The following is a 16,481-nucleotide window of genomic DNA, read 5'->3' on the forward strand; positions in this document are numbered from 1 at the left end:
CTTGTCTATCAGGATTTATGGTCCCCTTGTCACCCAGTTTGCTACCCAGCCTCGCCGCCGCCATTCTGTACGCCGCTGCGACCCTCTATCAGGGCACTCGTCTGGCCCAAGGCACCAAAGCGGACAAACGTCTGCTGGTGGGCCTTGGCGTCCTCGCCCTGCTGGCCCATGCCACGAGCCTGTTCACCCACCTGATGACACCGGTCGGCCTGGGCCTGGACTTTTTCAGCGCCGCCAGCCTGATCGCTGCCGCCGTCATCGCGCTGACCCTGCTGGCCTGCTACCGCATTCCCGTCGAGAACCTGCTGGTGCTGCTATTCCCGCTGGGCATGCTCACAGTATTGCTGGCGCATTTCACCCCGACCGGCACCGTGCAGGTCATCGATGAAGAGCCCGGCATCCTCGCCCACATCCTGCTGTCGATCCTCGCCTACGGCATGTTCACCATCGCGGTGTTCCAGGCGCTGCTCCTGCTGCTGCAGGACCACCAGCTCAAAAACAAGCACCCGTCCGGGCTGATCAAGAACTTCCCACCGCTGCAAACCATGGAAAGCCTGCTGTTCGGTTTCCTGTGGGCCGGCTGGACGCTGCTGTCGCTGTCGTTGATCTCCGGCTGGCTGTTCGTCGAAAACCTGTTCGCCCAGCACCTGGTGCACAAGACCCTGCTGGCGTGCCTGGCCTGGGTGGTGTTCAGCGTGCTGCTGTGGGGCCGCAACCGTCTCGGCTGGCGTGGGCACAAGGCGATCCGCTGGACCCTGGCCGGTTTCTGCCTGCTGATGCTGGCCTATTTCGGCAGCAAGCTGGTTCGCGAATACATCCTGCATATCTGACGGGCAGCGATCATGGACAACTTGCCCCTTGGGCCGATGCTCGCCGTAATTGCCTTGCTGGTGTTATGGGCTGCGCTGTTTACTGCCATCGAAGCCGCACAGCAGCACCTGCTGGCGCTGCGCCCCGGTACACGCCAGGGCGACAAGGCCGCCGCCCGCCTGAGCTTTCCGCGCAACAGCCTGATCTTGTGCAACAGCCTGTGCCGCGCCGCCGTGGTGATTCTCTGCACCCTGCTGGCTATCTACGCCTGGGCCCAGAACGGCCCGTGGCTCGGTTGGCTGATCTCCTGCGCGATCCTGCTGATCCTCGCCGACTACCTGCCGCGCACCCTGGCCACCCGCCACCCGCAAGCGGTGCTGGGTTTCGGCAATACACTGCTGGGCGTACCGCTGAAAATCCTTTATCCCTTGGCCTGGCTGCTCAATGGCATCAGCCTATTGTTGCTGCGCCCGTTCACGCGCACCTCCGGCGTGGTGAAAAAGAGCGACGAGCCGCTGCCCGAGCATGACGACGAACCGGAACCCGAAGCCGATGCGGGCCGCACTCCCGGCATGCCCGGTATCCATGCCCTGGACAACATCACCGTCAATGACATCCTGGTGCCGCGCAGCGAAGTGGACGGCATCAACCTGGACGACTCGGTCGAGGACATCATCGAACAACTGCGCACCTCCCAGCGCACGCGCCTGCCGGTGTTCCACAGCGACATCAACCAGGTCGAAGCGGTGCTCAACACCCGGCAGATCCAGCACTTGCTGCCGGATGCCAGCCTGACCAAAGAGGCGTTGCTCGCGGCGTGCCACGAACCCTACTTCGTGCCGGAAAGCACCCCGCTGCAACTGCAATTGCTCAACTTCCACAAGCAGCAACGACGCCTGGGCATGGTGGTGGACGAATACGGCGAAGTGCTGGGCATCGTCACCCTGGAAGACATCCTCGAAGAAATCGTCGGCGAATTCGAAAGCGAGCAGAGTGCAGACAACCCGCACATCGAAGCGCAACCCGACGGCCGCTACATCATCGACGGCGCCGCCTCGATCCGTGAACTGAACAAAAGCCTGGGCTGGCACCTGCCCAGCGATGGCCCCAAGACCCTCAACGGGCTGGTCACCGAAGCACTGGAGACCATCCCCGACTGCGCGGTGTGCCTGAAGATCGGCCGCTACCGCCTGGAAATCCTCGAGACCGAGGACAACCGGGTGAGCAAGGTGCTGATCTGGCACACCAGCCGGATGCCCGTCGCCGCATAAGTTGCTGCCTAAACACATTATCCATGCGAGAGCGGGCTTGCTCGCGAAAGCGGTGGATCAGTTGAAAATGAGCTGACTGACCCAATGCTTTCGCGAGCAAGCCCGCTCCCACATTTTGCCTTGCGGCGTTTCAGCCCACTTGTTGTATGTTCAAACCCCTTCCTATAATCGCTGCGGCTTACCAGAGCCCCGCCCGACCGCGTGCTACCCGCACCCAGCGTGTCCAGGCACTGCCTTACCGTGTCTGACCGGTGTTTGCTCCCATCCCGAGCCGCTCCGCGCACAACCCTGATCCATGGGTGTTCGACCAATAACAATCCGCGTCCAAACGCGCACTGACCATCAGGGATACCCGCATGAGCACCACCTACAAAGAGGCTGCTACCGCCGCCCCGAGCAACTCGACCGCACGGGTCGCCACGGCGAGCATCGTCGGCACCGCCATCGAGTTCTACGACTTCTACATCTACGCCACCGCCGCCGCGCTGGTGATCGGCCCGGTGTTCTTCCCGCAGACATCCGGCACGGCGCAGATGCTCGCGTCTTTCCTGACCTTCGGCATCGCCTTCATCGCCCGCCCCCTGGGTTCGGCGCTGTTCGGGCACTTCGGCGACCGCATCGGGCGTAAATCCACGCTGGTGGCGTCATTGCTGCTGATGGGCGTGTGTACAACGCTGATCGGCTTGCTGCCCGGCTATGACAGCATCGGGGCCTGGGCGCCGATCCTGTTGTGCGTGCTGCGCTTCGGCCAGGGCCTGGGCCTGGGTGGCGAATGGGGTGGCGCGGCGCTACTGGCCACCGAGAATGCCCCCAAGGGCAAACGCGCCTGGTTCGGCATGTTCCCGCAACTGGGCCCATCGATTGGGTTTCTGGCGGCCAACGGCCTGTTCCTGATCCTGGCCATGAGCCTGAGCGATGAGCAGTTCCGCAGCTGGGGCTGGCGCATTCCGTTCATCCTCAGCGCCGCACTGGTGATGGTCGGCCTGTATGCACGCCTGAAGCTGCATGAGACCCCGGTGTTCGCCAATGCCGTCGCCAACGAAGCCCCGGTGAAGGTGCCGCTGGTGGAACTGTTCAGCCAGCATTGGCTGCCGGTCTTGCTGGGCGCGGCATCGATGGTGGTGTGTTATGCGCTGTTCTACATCACCACCGCGTTTTCCCTGAGCTACGGCGTGTCGACACTGGGCTACAGCCGCGAGACCTTCCTCGGCCTGCTGTGCTTTGCCGTGTTGTTCATGGGCCTGGCGACACCGCTCGCCGCCTTGGCCAGTGATCGCTATGGGCGCAAGCCGGTGCTGATCGTCGGGGCGGTCCTGGCGATTCTGTCGGGCTTTACCATGGAGCCGCTGCTGACCCATGGCACCACCTGGGCAGTTGCCCTGTTCCTGGCGCTGGAGCTGTTCCTGATGGGCGTGACCTTCGCGCCGATGGGCGCCCTGCTGCCGGAACTGTTCCCGACCCGCGTGCGTTATACCGGCGCTTCGGCGGCGTATAACCTGGGTGGGATCGTGGGAGCCTCGGCAGCACCGTTCTTCGCGACCAAGCTGGTGGCGATGGGTGGGCTGAGTTATGTCGGTGGGTATGTGTCGGCGGCCGCGTTGCTCAGCTTGATAGCTGTGTTGTGCCTGAAAGAAACGCGTAACAACGATTTGAACAAAGTGGCCTGATAGGCCGCCTTCGCGAGCAAGCCCGCTCCCACATTCGACCGCATTCCTATTGGATAAATGCGGTCAACTGTGGGAGCGGGCTTGCTCGCGAAGGGCGCGACGCGGTTACAGCTCTACAACAACAGCCTTCGAAGCACGGGTCGCTTTAGCCCGAGCCGCTTCAATCGACTCATCCCGCGCCAACGCCACACCCATGCGGCGCTGACCATTGACTTCCGGTTTGCCAAACAGGCGCAACGCCGTGTCCGGCTCGCTCAAGGCTGCCCCCAGGTTGGCGAACGCGGTCTGGGTCGATTGACCTTCCACCAGGATCACCGCCGAGGCCGAAGGCCCGAACTGACGGATCAATGGGATCGGCAAGCCGAGGATGGCACGTGCATGCAGGGCGAACTGCGACAGGTCCTGGGAAATAAGAGTCACCAAGCCAGTGTCATGCGGGCGCGGCGACACTTCGCTGAACCACACCTGGTCGCCTTTGATGAACAGTTCCACGCCGAACAGGCCACGGCCACCCAAAGCTTCAGTCACCGCCTTGGCAACGCGCTCGGACTCAGCCAGGGCAACCGGGCTCATGGCCTGAGGCTGCCAGGATTCCTGGTAGTCGCCCTTCTCCTGACGGTGGCCAACCGGCGCGCAGAAAGTGGTGCCGCCGATGTGGCGCACGGTCAGCAGGGTGATTTCGTAGTCGAAGTCGATAAAGCCTTCGATGATCACCCGGCCTTTACCGGCACGGCCGCCTTCCTGGGCGTAGTCCCAGGCTTTTTGCACATCGTCGACACTGCGCAGCAGGCTCTGGCCCTTGCCCGACGAACTCATCACCGGTTTGACCACACACGGGAAGCCCAGGTCTTTCACGGCCTTGCTGTAGTCTTCGAAGGTGTCGGCGAAGTGGTACGGCGACGTCGGCAGGTCCAGCTCTTCGGCGGCCAGGCGGCGGATGCCTTCGCGGTTCATGGTCAGCGAAGTGGCGCGGGCGGTCGGGATCACGGTGAAGCCTTCGGCTTCCAGTTCCACCAGGGTGGCGGTGGCGATGGCTTCGATTTCCGGCACGATGAAGTGCGGCTTCTCGGCTTCGATCACGGCACGCAGGGCGGCGCCGTCGAGCATGTTGATCACGTGGCTACGGTGCGCCACCTGCATGGCCGGCGCGTTGGCGTAGCGATCCACGGCAATCACTTCAACGCCCAGGCGTTGCAGTTCGATTACCACTTCCTTGCCCAGCTCACCGCAGCCACACAGCAAAACGCGGGTCGCGGTTGGCGACAATGGAGTTCCGATTCGGGTCATCTCAGGTCCTCAGGGGAGCGGATCATTGGGAGAAAGGCCGGCATTTTACATGAACTGTAGGAATTGGCCTCAGTTGGCGAGGGCCCGCTTGCGGATACGCCAGGCCATGACCAGCCACACCACCGTGCCCCCGGCGAATTTGGACACCAATGCAGTACCGGCCACCGCAGGCGTCAGCGCGCCGATCAGGCCGAAGAAGATAAAGGTGTCGAGGGGAATGCTCAGCGCAGAACTTATCCACAGGCGGTCGTGGAGCGGGCGCTTGGTGATGCTGAACACCAGCCAGTCGATGCACTCGGACACGGCGAAGGCCGTGGCGCTGGCCAGGGCAATGGCCGGGTCGGACGTGACATACGACAGCACCAGCGCCGCCAGCATCGCGACGATTGCGCCGTGGCCGAAGCGGGTTTGCACCATGTCCCGCAGGATGAAGACCAGGCCACCCCAGGCGGACCAGATGACGTCCAGGTGCGGAGCGGTGGAGAAAGCGAAGTTGATCAGCACGACGCTGCTGATGTAGGCGATCAGGAAGAGCATGGGAGTGTGGGCCTGTGGGTGATGCCGCACAGGGTACTTCACAATTAGAAATATGTCGTCGAGAAGGCCCCCTTCGCGAGCAAGCCCGCTCCCACATTTGAACCGCATTCCAACAGGATAAACGCGGTCAACTGTGGGAGCGGGCTTGCTCGCGATAGCGATCTATCAGGCGCCCGATTTCCCAGGAATCATCCACACCAACCCACTCGCCTTCGCCCGCTCATGGCACAACCCCAACACCACCCGGCGCTCGGCATTGTCCATGCGGCTCCAGCGCGTAATCTCATCCACCGTACGCTGGCAACCCGTGCAAATGTCGTCGTCATCCAAGGCGCAAATGCTCACGCACGGCGAGGCGACGGGGCGTTCAATCGGGTTCATTCTTCTTGCTCAGCCAGGTCACGCGCATACCGCTGTGAGTTATGCACATAGTGCGCGGCACTCGCTTCCAACATGCGTTTTTGCGCATCGGTCAGCTCACGCACCACTTTGCCCGGCGAGCCCATCACCAGCGAACCGTCAGGGATTTCCTTGCCTTCGCCGATCAGCGAATTGGCGCCGATGATGCAGTGTTTGCCGATCTTGGCGCCGTTGAGGATCACCGCGTTGATGCCGATCAGGCTGTAGTCGTCGACGGTGCAACCGTGCAGCATGGCGTTATGGCCGATGGTCACGCCGGTGCCCAGGGTCAGCGGGTAGCCCATGTCGGTGTGCATTACGCTGCCATCCTGCACGTTGCTGTTTTTGCCGATCAGGATCAGTTCATTGTCGCCACGCAATACCGCGTTGAACCAGACGTTGGCGCCCTCCTCCAGCTTGACCTTGCCCACCAGCGTGGCATTCGGTGCCACCCAGCTCTGTGGATGAGTCTCGACGCGGGCGTCGCCCAGGCGGTATTTCATGGTTTTTCCTCACGGCTGGCCATTCAAGCGATGGCTTAGATATTGATGAAGCTCTTGGGCGGCTGGTGCAGGCTGATCTTGGAATCGTCATAGAGCAGGTTGATCAGCTCGACGATCATGATTGCCGTCAGGCCCCAGATCTTATATTCGCCGAACCGATAACTGGGCACGTACCAACTGCGGCCCTGGTAATCGATGCGATGGGTATGTTCGCGCGGGTCCTGCCGGAAAAAATCCAATGGCACGCTGAAAACGGCCGCGATTTCGGCATCATTGGCCAGGTATTCGACGTAATCGGGGATCACGCCCACATACGGCGTCACGCGGATACCGTGCAGGGAAATCAGAGGACTCAAGGGGCCGATCACCTCGACCAGCCCGGGCGGCAGGCCGATTTCTTCTTCGGCTTCGCGCAGCGCGGTGAAGATCAGGTCCGGGTCTTCGGGGTCACGCCGCCCGCCAGGGAACGCCACTTCGCCACCATGGGTCGACAGGCCGCTGGCGCGCAGGGTCAGGATCAGCTCAGGTTCGTCACTGCGGGTAATCGGCACCAGCACGGCGGCCTCGGGGAAACGCCCGTCAGTCTCCAGTGTATGGGGGGTGTGATTGCTTACCCGGCGAAGTAGCTCGTCCAGCATGAGTCATCTCGGTCTGTTGGCTACCTTGCATCATGCACCAAAGCGTGCGGGTGCCCAACCCCAAAACCTTGGCCGTGTCGCGAAACGACAACTTGCAGGGCCCTGCCCGCCAAGCCAAGATAGGCCCACTCTCCAGGAACCCCAGCATGAACTTCTGCAGCCAGTGCGGTAAACCGGTTACCCAGCGCATTCCCGAAGGCGACGGCCGCCTGCGCTACGTGTGTGATCACTGCTCGACCATTCACTACCAGAACCCCAACATCGTCGCCGGCACCGTACCGGTATGGGGCGACAAAGTGCTGCTGTGCCGCCGCGCCATCGAACCGCGCCTGGGTTACTGGACCCTGCCTGCAGGCTTCATGGAAAACGGCGAGACCGTGGAACAGGCCGCCGCACGCGAAACCCTGGAAGAAGCCTGCGCCCGCGTGCGCAACCTGAGCATCTACACCTTGATCGACGTACCGCACATCAGCCAGGTGCATATCTTCTACCGCGCCGAACTGGTCGACCTCGACTTTGCCGCAGGCCCCGAAAGCCTGGAAGTGAAGCTTTTCGACGAAGCCGACATCCCTTGGTCAGAGCTGGCTTTTCGCACGGTCGGGCGTACCTTAGAATACTTTTTCGCCGACCGTCGGCAGCAGGCGTACCCCGTACGCAGCGAAGCCGTCCCGCCCATGGGCAAGCCCACCCAATAAGAACCCGGCACACAGGGATACCGTTTTAATGCGTCTGTTGCTTGCTCTTATCTGTTTGTCGTTCGCTACCCTGTCTTGCGCCTCCACGGTGGAAATCATCGGCGGCAAGCCCGTCGAGAAAATCCTGGTGCTCAAGTCCGCCCGTCAGTTGCAACTGATCAACGACGGCAAGCCCCTCAAGACCTATCGCATCTCCCTGGGCAAGAACCCCAAGGGCGCCAAGCTGATCGAAGGCGACCGCCGCACGCCGGAAGGCTTCTACTGGATCGACTGGCGCAAGACCAGCGAGCGCTTCAACCTGGCCATGCACATCTCCTACCCCAATATCAGCGACGCCGCCCGCGCCCGCCGCGAAGGCGTGAAGCCGGGCAGCATGATCATGATCCATGGCACCCCCGACACCGAAGACTACCCCGAGCAGTGGTTCCACACCCTGGACTGGACCGACGGTTGTATCGGCATGCGCAACGTCGACATGCGCGAAGTCTGGAACCTGGTCAAGGACGGCACCCTGATCGAGATTCGTCCGTAATCCTCGACCGTTCGTAAAATAATCCAAAAAAAATGCCTGCCTTGTGCGGTGCCTGCCGGTGAATACCAGTTCACCGCGCCGGGCTGCGCTGTTCTGCGCGCAATAAAGACCTCTCTAATACCACTTGATACCAGGCCCCATTACAGCGCCCTGAAACGGCGATTTGCACCGTTTTGGCTGCATTGACATGGTATTTAAGTGGTATTAATTTCCGGCCCATACCGGGCGACAACACTCCAATAACCGCATCGGAACCCTGAACGATGAACCCGATACTGGCCTTGCGCCCTGACGACAAACAATCCACGCCGCTGTACCTGCAATTGGCGCGCAAACTGGAAGCGGCGATCCATGCCGGCCAGTGGACGTCCGAACAGGCGCTACCGTCGGAGCGCGTGCTCAGCGAGCAGTTGAGCATTTCTCGGGTCACCGCCCGCAAGGCACTGGAAGTGCTGTTCGCCCAAGGTTTGATCCGCCGCAGCCAAGGCTCGGGCACCTTTATCACGCCACGCCTGGAACAACCCTTGTCGCGTCTGTCGGGCTTCAGCGAGATGTTGCGCCTCAAGGGCTTCGTGCCCAGCTCCCAATGGCTTGAACGCGACATCACCCCGCCGACCCACGAAGAACTGATCCGCCTGTGCCTGTCCACCAGCGACAAAGTGGCCCGGCTCAAACGCCTGCGCAAAGCCGATGACACGGTGATGGCCATTGAAATGACCGTGGTCCCCGCCTCGGTGCTGCCGCAACCCCAGGCCCTGGGCAGTTCGCTGTACGAATACTTTGAAAGCATCGGCAAGCCCATCGTCCGCGCCCTGCAGCATGTGCAGGCGATCAACGCTTCGGACGAGTTCGCGCGCCTGGTGGGCATCGCCCCCGGCACCGCGATGCTGCTGATGACGCGGGTCGGCTATACCGCCGACAACACGCCCATCGAAATCACCGACACCTACTGCCGCAACGACTACTACGACTTCGTCGCAGAGCTGCGCCGCCACGACTATTCCGCTGAACTGCGAATTTAGAGAACTGCCCATGTCCGAAGACAACATCCTCACGCCCAGCGGCTGGATTCGCGGCCGCCTGGTGCACGCGCACGGCAAGGTCGTCGCCATCGAAGGCACACCGTGCGACCCTGCTGAAAACGACTTGCCCTACCTGCTGCCAGGCTTCATCGACCTGCACGTGCACGGCGGTGGCGGTGCGGACATCATGGAAGGCGCGAGCGCCTTCGAGACCATCACCCGCACCCACGTGCGTTTTGGTACCACCTCCCTGCTGGCCACCACCATGACCGCGCCGGTGGAGGAAATCTCCCGCGTGCTCGGCCAACTCGGCAGCTTCTGCGAACAGCGCCCTGCCGGCAGCGCTCGCGTACTCGGCGTGCACCTGGAAGGCCCTTACATCAATCCAGGCAAGCTCGGCGCCCAACCCAACTTCGCCCACACCGCGCTGATGGCAGAAGTGGAAGCCTACCTGCGCCTGGCGCCGATCCGCGTCATTACCATCGCGCCGGAAATCGCCGGCCATGACGCCCTGATCCGCGCCCTCAGCGAACGCGGCGTGCGCATGCAGATCGGCCATACCCTGGGCAGCTATGAAGAAGGTGTCGCCGCGATGGCCGCCGGGGCCACCAGCTTCACCCATTTATACAACGCCATGAGCCCGCTGCATCACCGCGAACCCGGCATCGTCGGCGCGGCGTTGGCCCATGCCAAATACGCGGAATTGATCCCCGACTTGCTGCACGTGCACCCCGGCGCGATGCGCGTGGCCCTGCGCTCGATCCCGTGCCTGTATTGCGTCACCGATTCCACCGCCGCCGCCGGCATGCCCGACGGTGAATACAAGCTGGGCAGCCACACCGTGACCAAATGCCTGGGCGGCGTACGACTGGCCGACGGCACCCTGGCCGGCAGCACGCTGACCATGGACCAGGCGCTGCGCAACCTGGTGAAGATCGGCCTGCCCATCAGCGAAGCCTCACAACGCCTGTCGCAATTTCCTGCGGACTACCTGGGCCTGGAAGAACGCGGCCGCCTGCAACCGGGCAGTTTTGCCGACTGCGTGCGCCTGGACCGCTCCCTGACACTCACCGACGTAATGGTCGAAGGAGAAACCATTGACTTCAAAAATGCTTGAAGAGGCCCTGGCCTCCTGTGACGCCGTCGCGGCCCAACTGCAACGCCTGGACCCGCTGCTGGAAGAAATCGCCGGCCGCCTGCGCCGCCAGCCGCCGCAAGTGGCGATGACCATCGCCCGTGGCAGCTCCGACCATGCCGCCAGCTACTTCGCCTACCTGACCATGCAGCATGTGGGTGTGCCAGTGGCGTCATTGCCGATGTCGGTGGTGACCTTGCTGCAAGCGCCGTTGAAGGTCAGTGGGCAGGTAGCGTTTGGTTTCTCTCAATCGGGGCAAAGCCCGGACCTGGTCAACAGTCTGCGCCTGCTGCGCAAACGCGGTGTGCTGAGCATTTCCATGGTCAACGCCGAAGACTCGCCGCTGGAAGCCGCCTGCGAATTCCATGTGCCGCTGTGCGCCGGGCCGGAACACAGCGTCGCGGCCACCAAGAGCTTTATCGCCACCCTCAGCGCCAGCGCGCAGTTGATCGGCCACTGGAACCAGGAAGCCGAGTTGCTGCAAGCCTGCCGCGCCCTGCCCGATGACCTGCGCGCCGCGGCCAAGCAGGATTGGAGCCGTGCCATCGAAGCCTTGCGCGGTTGCCAGCAACTGATGGTGATCGGCCGTGGCGCCGGGTTTGCCATCGCCCAGGAAGCCGCGCTCAAGCTCAAGGAAACCTCGGCGATCCAGGCCGAAGCCTTCAGCAGCGCCGAAGTGCGTCATGGCCCCATGGCCTTGATCGACAAGAACTACCCACTGCTGGTGTTCGCCCCACGCGGCGCCGAGCAAGCCGGTCTGTTGAGCCTGGCGGCCGACATGCGCCAACGCGGTGCCCGCGTCTTGCTGGCCGCACCCGACGATATCGCCGAACGCGACCTGACCTTGAGCCGCGCCGAACACCCGAGCCTGGACCCGATCCTGGCGATCCAGAGCTTCTACGTGATGGCCGCCGGTTTGGCGCACGCCCGGGGCATGGACCCGGACCAACCGCGCCACCTGAGCAAAGTCACCCGCACTCACTGAGTCGATTGCCGTGTTTTCCTGATGAGTACCGTGCCCATGTCCAACAACAATAATGCATTGACCCTCAGCGCCCCGTTAAGCGGGCCGCTGCTGACCCTGGGCAACGTTCCCGATGAAGTGTTCGCCAGTGGCGCCATGGGCGACGGCATTGCCATCGACCCGCTGAACGATTGCCTGCACGCGCCCTGCGACGGTGTGATCATCCACGTCGCACGTACCGGCCATGCACTGACGATCCGCGCCGAGAACGGTGCCGAAGTGCTCATGCACGTGGGCATCGACACGGTTGAACTCAATGGCGAAGGCTTCGCCTTGCTGGTCAAGGACGGCGCCCGGGTGAGCAAGGGCCAGGCCCTGGTGCAGTTTGACCTGGACCGCATTGCGCGCCAGTGCAAGAGCCTGGTCAGCCTGATCATCCTGACCAACGGCGAGCGATTTGAGCTGCGGCCGGTTGCCGGGAACAGCGTCAAGGTCGGCGAGCCGTTGTTGCAGATCGTGACGCGCTCGACGGCGCAGGCCCAGGCGACTGTGGATAACTCGGTCGCTGAAGCCAGCGCCCGTGTGCGCATCACTCACCGTGGTGGCTTGCATGCACGCCCAGCCGCCTTGGTGCGCAAGACCGCCCAGGATTTTAGCAGCCAGGCGTGGTTGCACTACGGCGATAAATCCGCCTCGTGCGACAGCTTGATCGGCTTGATGGGCCTGGGCATTGGCGAAGGCGATGAGGTGCGCGTGACCTGTCGCGGCAAAGACGCCGACGGCGCCGTGCAAGCATTGGTCGCCGCCTTGTCCGCCGCTATCAAAGAAGAACACCACGCCCCCGTCGCCGCCGTTGCGCCACGCAAGGCCAGTACCGAAGCCGGCGTGTTGCAAGGCGTATGCGCCGCACCGGGATTGGTCTGCGGGCCGCTGTTCCGCCTGACCGGCATTGAACTGCCCGCCGACACCGGCAACCACGCCGCCGATGAACAACTGCAACGCCTGGACACCGCGCTGGAGCAAGTGCGCAGCGAGATCCGCAAGACCCTGGACCACGCCCGCCAGCGCAAGAATGTCGAGGAAGAGGACATCTTCGCCGCCCACCTTGCCCTGCTGGAAGACCCCAACCTGCTGGAAGCCGCGACCGGTTCAATCGAACAAGGCAGCGCAGCGACGCACGCCTGGCGCGATGCCATCCAGGCGCAGTGCGCGGTATTGCTGGCCCTGGGCAAACCGCTGTTTGCCGAGCGCGCCAATGACCTGCACGACCTGCAACAACGGGTACTGCGCGCACTGCTCGGGGAAGCCTGGCATTTCGAGTTGCCAGCCGGTGCAATCGTCAGCGCCCATGAACTGACCCCATCCGACCTGTTGCAACTGAGTGCGCAGCAAGCCGTCGGCATCTGCATGGCCGAAGGCGGCGCCACGTCCCACGTGGCGATCCTGGCCCGTGGTAAAGGTCTGCCGTGTGTGGTCGCGTTGGGCGCCGAAGTGCTCGATGTGCCCCAGGGCCAACGCGTAGTGCTCGACGCTGCCAACGGCCGCCTGGAACTGGCGCCCAGCGAGGCGCGCCACGCCGAGGTGCACCAGATTCGTGATGCACAGAAACTGCGCCGCCAACAGCAACACGCCCAGGCTCAGCAACCGGCACGCACCACCGACGGCGTGACCGTCGAAATCGCCGCGAATGTCGCCTCCAGCGCCGAAGCTCAGGTGGCCTTTGAAAACGGCGCTGATGGGGTTGGCCTGCTGCGCACCGAATTCCTGTTTGTCGACCGCCGCACCGCGCCGGATGAACAGGAACAACGCCAGGCCTATCAAGCCGTGTTGGATGCGATGGGTGACAAGTCGGTGATCATCCGCACCATCGACGTGGGCGGCGACAAACAGCTGGATTACCTGCCGCTGCCCGTCGAGGCCAACCCAGTACTCGGCTTGCGCGGCATTCGCATGGCCCAGGTGCGCCCCGAACTGCTCGATCAGCAACTGCGTGCGCTGCTGCAAGTCAGCCCGCTGGAGCGCTGCCGCATCCTGCTGCCGATGGTCAGTGAAGTGGATGAGTTGCTGCAGATTCGCCAGCGCCTAGATGAACTGTGCGCCGAGCTGGAGCTGACCCAGCGCCCCGAACTGGGCGTGATGATCGAAGTGCCCGCCGCCGCGCTGATGGCCGAACAGTTGGCCAAGCATGCGGACTTCCTGTCCATCGGCACCAATGACCTGTCCCAGTACACCCTGGCCATGGACCGCGACCACGCCGGCCTCGCTGCCCGCGTCGATGCGCTGCACCCGGCGCTGCTACGGCTGATCGCCCAGACCTGCGCCGGCGCAGCCAAGCACGGGCGCTGGGTCGGCGTGTGTGGCGCCCTCGCCTCCGACCCGCTGGCCACGCCGGTGCTGGTGGGCTTGGGCGTCAGCGAGCTGTCGGTGAGCCCGCCGCAGATCGGAGAAATCAAGGACCGCGTCCGCCATCTGGACGCGGCGCAATGCCGGCAACTGAGCCAAGGCCTGCTCGACCTGAGCAGCGCCAAGGCCGTTCGCCAAGCCTGTCAACACCACTGGCCGCTGAGCTGACAACAACAAGAAAAGGGAGACTCGCCATGTACCAACATTTCATCGAAGGCCTGCAACGCCTGGGCCGTGCACTGATGCTGCCGATCGCGATCCTGCCGATCGCCGGTCTCCTATTGCGCCTGGGTGACACTGATCTCTTGAACATCGCGGTGATGCACGACGCGGGGCAAGCGATCTTCGCCAACCTGGCGCTGATCTTCGCCATTGGTATTGCCGTGGGTTTTGCCCGCGACAACAACGGCACCGCGGGCCTGGCCGGGGCGATTGGTTACCTGGTGATGATCTCTACCCTCAAGGTGATGGACAGCACCATCAACATGGGCATGCTCGCCGGTATCGCCAGCGGCCTGATGGCGGGCGGGCTGTACAACCGCTTCAAGGACATCAAGCTGCCGGAGTACCTGGCCTTCTTCGGCGGGCGGCGGTTTGTGCCGATTGTCACCGGTTTCTCGGCGGTTGCACTGGGCGTGATCTTTGGCCTCATCTGGCCGCCGATCCAGCACGGCATCAACAGTTTCGGCGTGCTGCTGATGGAAAGCGGCAGCTTCGGCGCCTTCGTGTTTGGCGTGTTCAACCGCCTGCTGATCGTCACCGGCCTGCACCACATCCTCAACAACATGGCCTGGTTTGTGTTCGGCAGCTTCACCGACCCGGTGACCGGCGCGGTGGTGACGGGTGACCTGACTCGCTACTTCGCTGGCGACCCGAAAGGTGGCCAGTTCATGACCGGCATGTTCCCGGTGATGCTCTTCGGCCTGCCGGCGGCCTGTTTGGCGATGTACCGCAATGCCTTGCCGGAGCGCCGTAAAGTGATGGGCGGGATTTTCCTGTCGATGGCGTTGACCTCGTTTTTGACCGGGGTGACCGAGCCGATTGAATTCGCGTTCATGTTCCTCGCGCCGTTTTTGTATCTGATCCACGCGGTGCTGACCGGCCTGTCGATGGCGGTCACCAATATGCTGAATATCCACCTCGGGTTCACCTTTTCCGGTGGGTTTATCGACATGGTGCTGGGCTGGGGCAAGGCCACCAATGGCTGGCTGGTGTTCCCGGTGGGCTTGGTCTATGCGGTGGTCTACTACAGCGTGTTCAACTACTGCATTCGCCGCTTCAACCTGAAGACACCGGGGCGGGAAGATATCCAGGTGGTGCAGGCTGAGGTGATGACGGATAACCAGCGCGCCACGGCCTACATCCAGGCCTTGGGCGGTGCAGAGAATCTGCTGAGCGTCGGTGCCTGCACCACGCGCCTGCGGTTGGACATGGTGGATCGCAACAAGGCAGTGGATGCCGAGTTGAAAGCACTCGGCGCCATGGCGGTTGTACGGCCGGGTAACGGCGGGAGTTTGCAGGTGGTGGTGGGGCCGATGGCCGACAGCATTGCCGATGAGATTCGTTTGGCCATGCCGTCGTTTGTGGCCAGCGCGCCTGTTGCGGTTGCGCCTGTGGATAAGCCGGTGGCGGTGAATGTGCAGGAAGCCGAGAAATGGTTGAACGCACTGGGCGGTCGAGGAAATGTGCGCCAGCTCGAAGCCGTGGCGATGACGCGGCTTCGGGTGGAATTGGGGGATGATTCGGTGCTGTCAGAAACCGATCTGACCGCGCTGGGCTGCCAAGGGGTCAGCCAGATGGAAAGCGGCGTTTGGCACCTGTTGATCGGTGACAAGGCCTCGGGATTGAGCGAGGCGTTGGAGCGGTTGGTCAGTGGCCGCCAGATTGGGGCTGGGGCTTAATTGATCCTTGCCTGAACTGGCCACATCGCGGGCAAGCCCGGCTCCCACATTTTTGATCTGTGGATACATTCAAAATGTGGGAGCTGGCTTGCCTGCGATTAGCCTTAACTGGCGACTGGAGTGTTGAGACTAGAAATGTCATTCAAGTCCAACACCCTATCCACCCTCAACTGGATACCTTCAAGCATACGGTGAACTGCCAGCGCGATCTCTCGTTGGACGCCATCGATCTCAAAGGCCAGGTGCCCCGTCAGAGCCTGTACCTACGCAATATCCTGGGCGGCATTGGCGAGTAAGGTTTCGCTATCGAGACTGAGCCGTACGGTGAAGAGTTGGTCGGTGGGGTGAGCGTCAGACGGGGGATTTGGGCTGTAGACCCGAAGGTCTCCCGCACACAGCCACCATAAATGGCGACCATGAAAAAGCGCCGCAATTATAAAGGTGCTTGTGACTAACGGGTGAGGTTTCGGCGGGCTTGCAGTCCCGGTCACTGAATTGGCAGTGACTGGCGAAGGCTAGTGAGGCGAGTTCCGACGGACAACCTGAAAGGCTTGCCGGAAAGATCTGAGGCGCCTGTGCCGACGCATTCGCGAGCAAGCCCGCTCCCACATTCGATCGCGGTTACCCTGAAGGCATGCGGTCGAATGTGGGAGCGGGCTTGCTCGCGAATAGGCTCGTAAAGCCAACAAAAAACCCGCTGACCAAACTGGCCCAGCG

The 16,481-nt window shown here is 62.7% G+C and carries 15 protein-coding genes and 1 pseudogene; 10 read left to right on the forward strand and 6 right to left on the reverse strand.

Features of this window, described 5'->3' with window-relative positions:
- Positions 1–17: 17 nt before the first annotated feature.
- The 3 genes from M2394_RS22940 to M2394_RS22950 all read left to right on the forward strand — a co-directional run bounded on the left by M2394_RS22940 (position 18) and on the right by M2394_RS22950 (position 3,748).
- Complete coding sequence (locus M2394_RS22940; RefSeq protein ID WP_372339912.1) at positions 18–830, forward strand: inner membrane protein YpjD; 813 nt, start codon at positions 18–20, stop codon at positions 828–830.
- 12 nt (positions 831–842) lie between these two features.
- Positions 843–2,081 (forward strand): transporter associated domain-containing protein, encoded by a 1,239-nt coding sequence (locus M2394_RS22945; protein ID WP_178921675.1) that lies wholly within the window; start codon positions 843–845, stop codon positions 2,079–2,081.
- Between the two features lie 356 nt (positions 2,082–2,437).
- A complete protein-coding gene (locus M2394_RS22950) occupies positions 2,438–3,748 on the forward strand; it encodes an MFS transporter (RefSeq protein ID WP_178921673.1) in 1,311 nt (436 codons plus the stop codon).
- Between the two features lie 105 nt (positions 3,749–3,853).
- Here M2394_RS22950 and purT read toward each other — a convergent pair whose 3' ends face one another.
- The 5 genes from purT to M2394_RS22975 all read right to left on the reverse strand — a co-directional run bounded on the left by purT (position 3,854) and on the right by M2394_RS22975 (position 7,112).
- Entirely contained in the window at positions 3,854–5,035 is a 1,182-nt protein-coding gene (purT, locus tag M2394_RS22955; RefSeq protein WP_259174679.1) for a formate-dependent phosphoribosylglycinamide formyltransferase, read from the reverse strand.
- A gap of 69 nt (positions 5,036–5,104) precedes the next feature.
- On the reverse strand, positions 5,105–5,572 hold the full coding sequence (locus tag M2394_RS22960; RefSeq protein WP_259174680.1) for a VUT family protein: 468 nt from the start codon (positions 5,570–5,572) through the stop codon (positions 5,105–5,107).
- 165 nt (positions 5,573–5,737) lie between these two features.
- On the reverse strand, positions 5,738–5,953 hold the full coding sequence (locus M2394_RS22965; protein WP_178921668.1) for a DUF1289 domain-containing protein: 216 nt from the start codon (positions 5,951–5,953) through the stop codon (positions 5,738–5,740).
- Positions 5,950–6,474, reverse strand: coding sequence for a gamma carbonic anhydrase family protein (locus tag M2394_RS22970; protein ID WP_259174681.1), 525 nt, complete (start codon positions 6,472–6,474; stop codon positions 5,950–5,952). Before M2394_RS22970 ends, M2394_RS22965 begins: the two co-directional genes overlap by 4 nt.
- Positions 6,475–6,509: 35 nt before the next feature.
- The gene (locus M2394_RS22975; protein ID WP_259174682.1) at positions 6,510–7,112 is read right to left on the reverse strand and encodes a CoA pyrophosphatase; all 603 of its coding nucleotides are present in this window, start codon (positions 7,110–7,112) and stop codon (positions 6,510–6,512) included.
- A 146-nt stretch (positions 7,113–7,258) separates the two neighbouring features.
- Between M2394_RS22975 and M2394_RS22980 the strand changes: the two genes are divergently transcribed.
- From M2394_RS22980 to nagE, 7 genes are all read left to right on the forward strand, one after another.
- Positions 7,259–7,807, forward strand: a complete 549-nt coding sequence (locus M2394_RS22980) for an NUDIX hydrolase (protein WP_176994392.1) — start codon at positions 7,259–7,261, stop codon at positions 7,805–7,807.
- Between the two features lie 28 nt (positions 7,808–7,835).
- Complete coding sequence (locus M2394_RS22985) at positions 7,836–8,339, forward strand: murein L,D-transpeptidase family protein (protein WP_178921663.1); 504 nt, start codon at positions 7,836–7,838, stop codon at positions 8,337–8,339.
- Positions 8,340–8,602: 263 nt separating this feature from the next.
- Positions 8,603–9,361 carry a GntR family transcriptional regulator gene (locus tag M2394_RS22990; protein ID WP_259174683.1) on the forward strand — a complete coding sequence of 253 codons (759 nt, stop codon included), beginning with the start codon at positions 8,603–8,605 and terminating at the stop codon, positions 9,359–9,361.
- Positions 9,362–9,371: 10 nt separating this feature from the next.
- Positions 9,372–10,478: an N-acetylglucosamine-6-phosphate deacetylase gene (nagA, locus tag M2394_RS22995; RefSeq protein ID WP_259174684.1), complete on the forward strand. Its 1,107-nt coding sequence runs from the start codon at positions 9,372–9,374 to the stop codon at positions 10,476–10,478.
- Positions 10,471–11,481: an SIS domain-containing protein gene (locus tag M2394_RS23000; protein ID WP_178921842.1), complete on the forward strand. Its 1,011-nt coding sequence runs from the start codon at positions 10,471–10,473 to the stop codon at positions 11,479–11,481. Before nagA ends, M2394_RS23000 begins: the two co-directional genes overlap by 8 nt.
- Before the next feature lie 36 nt (positions 11,482–11,517).
- Complete coding sequence (gene ptsP / locus M2394_RS23005) at positions 11,518–14,031, forward strand: phosphoenolpyruvate--protein phosphotransferase (protein ID WP_259174685.1); 2,514 nt, start codon at positions 11,518–11,520, stop codon at positions 14,029–14,031.
- 26 nt (positions 14,032–14,057) lie between these two features.
- On the forward strand, positions 14,058–15,764 hold the full coding sequence (gene nagE, locus M2394_RS23010) for an N-acetylglucosamine-specific PTS transporter subunit IIBC (protein WP_259174686.1): 1,707 nt from the start codon (positions 14,058–14,060) through the stop codon (positions 15,762–15,764).
- 104 nt (positions 15,765–15,868) lie between these two features.
- Here nagE and M2394_RS23015 read toward each other — a convergent pair.
- Positions 15,869–16,162 (reverse strand): annotated as a pseudogene (locus M2394_RS23015) (DUF6124 family protein).
- Positions 16,163–16,481: the final 319 nt, after the last annotated feature.

The organism is Pseudomonas sp. BIGb0164 (assembly GCF_024810135.1).
GTDB lineage: Bacteria > Pseudomonadota > Gammaproteobacteria > Pseudomonadales > Pseudomonadaceae > Aquipseudomonas.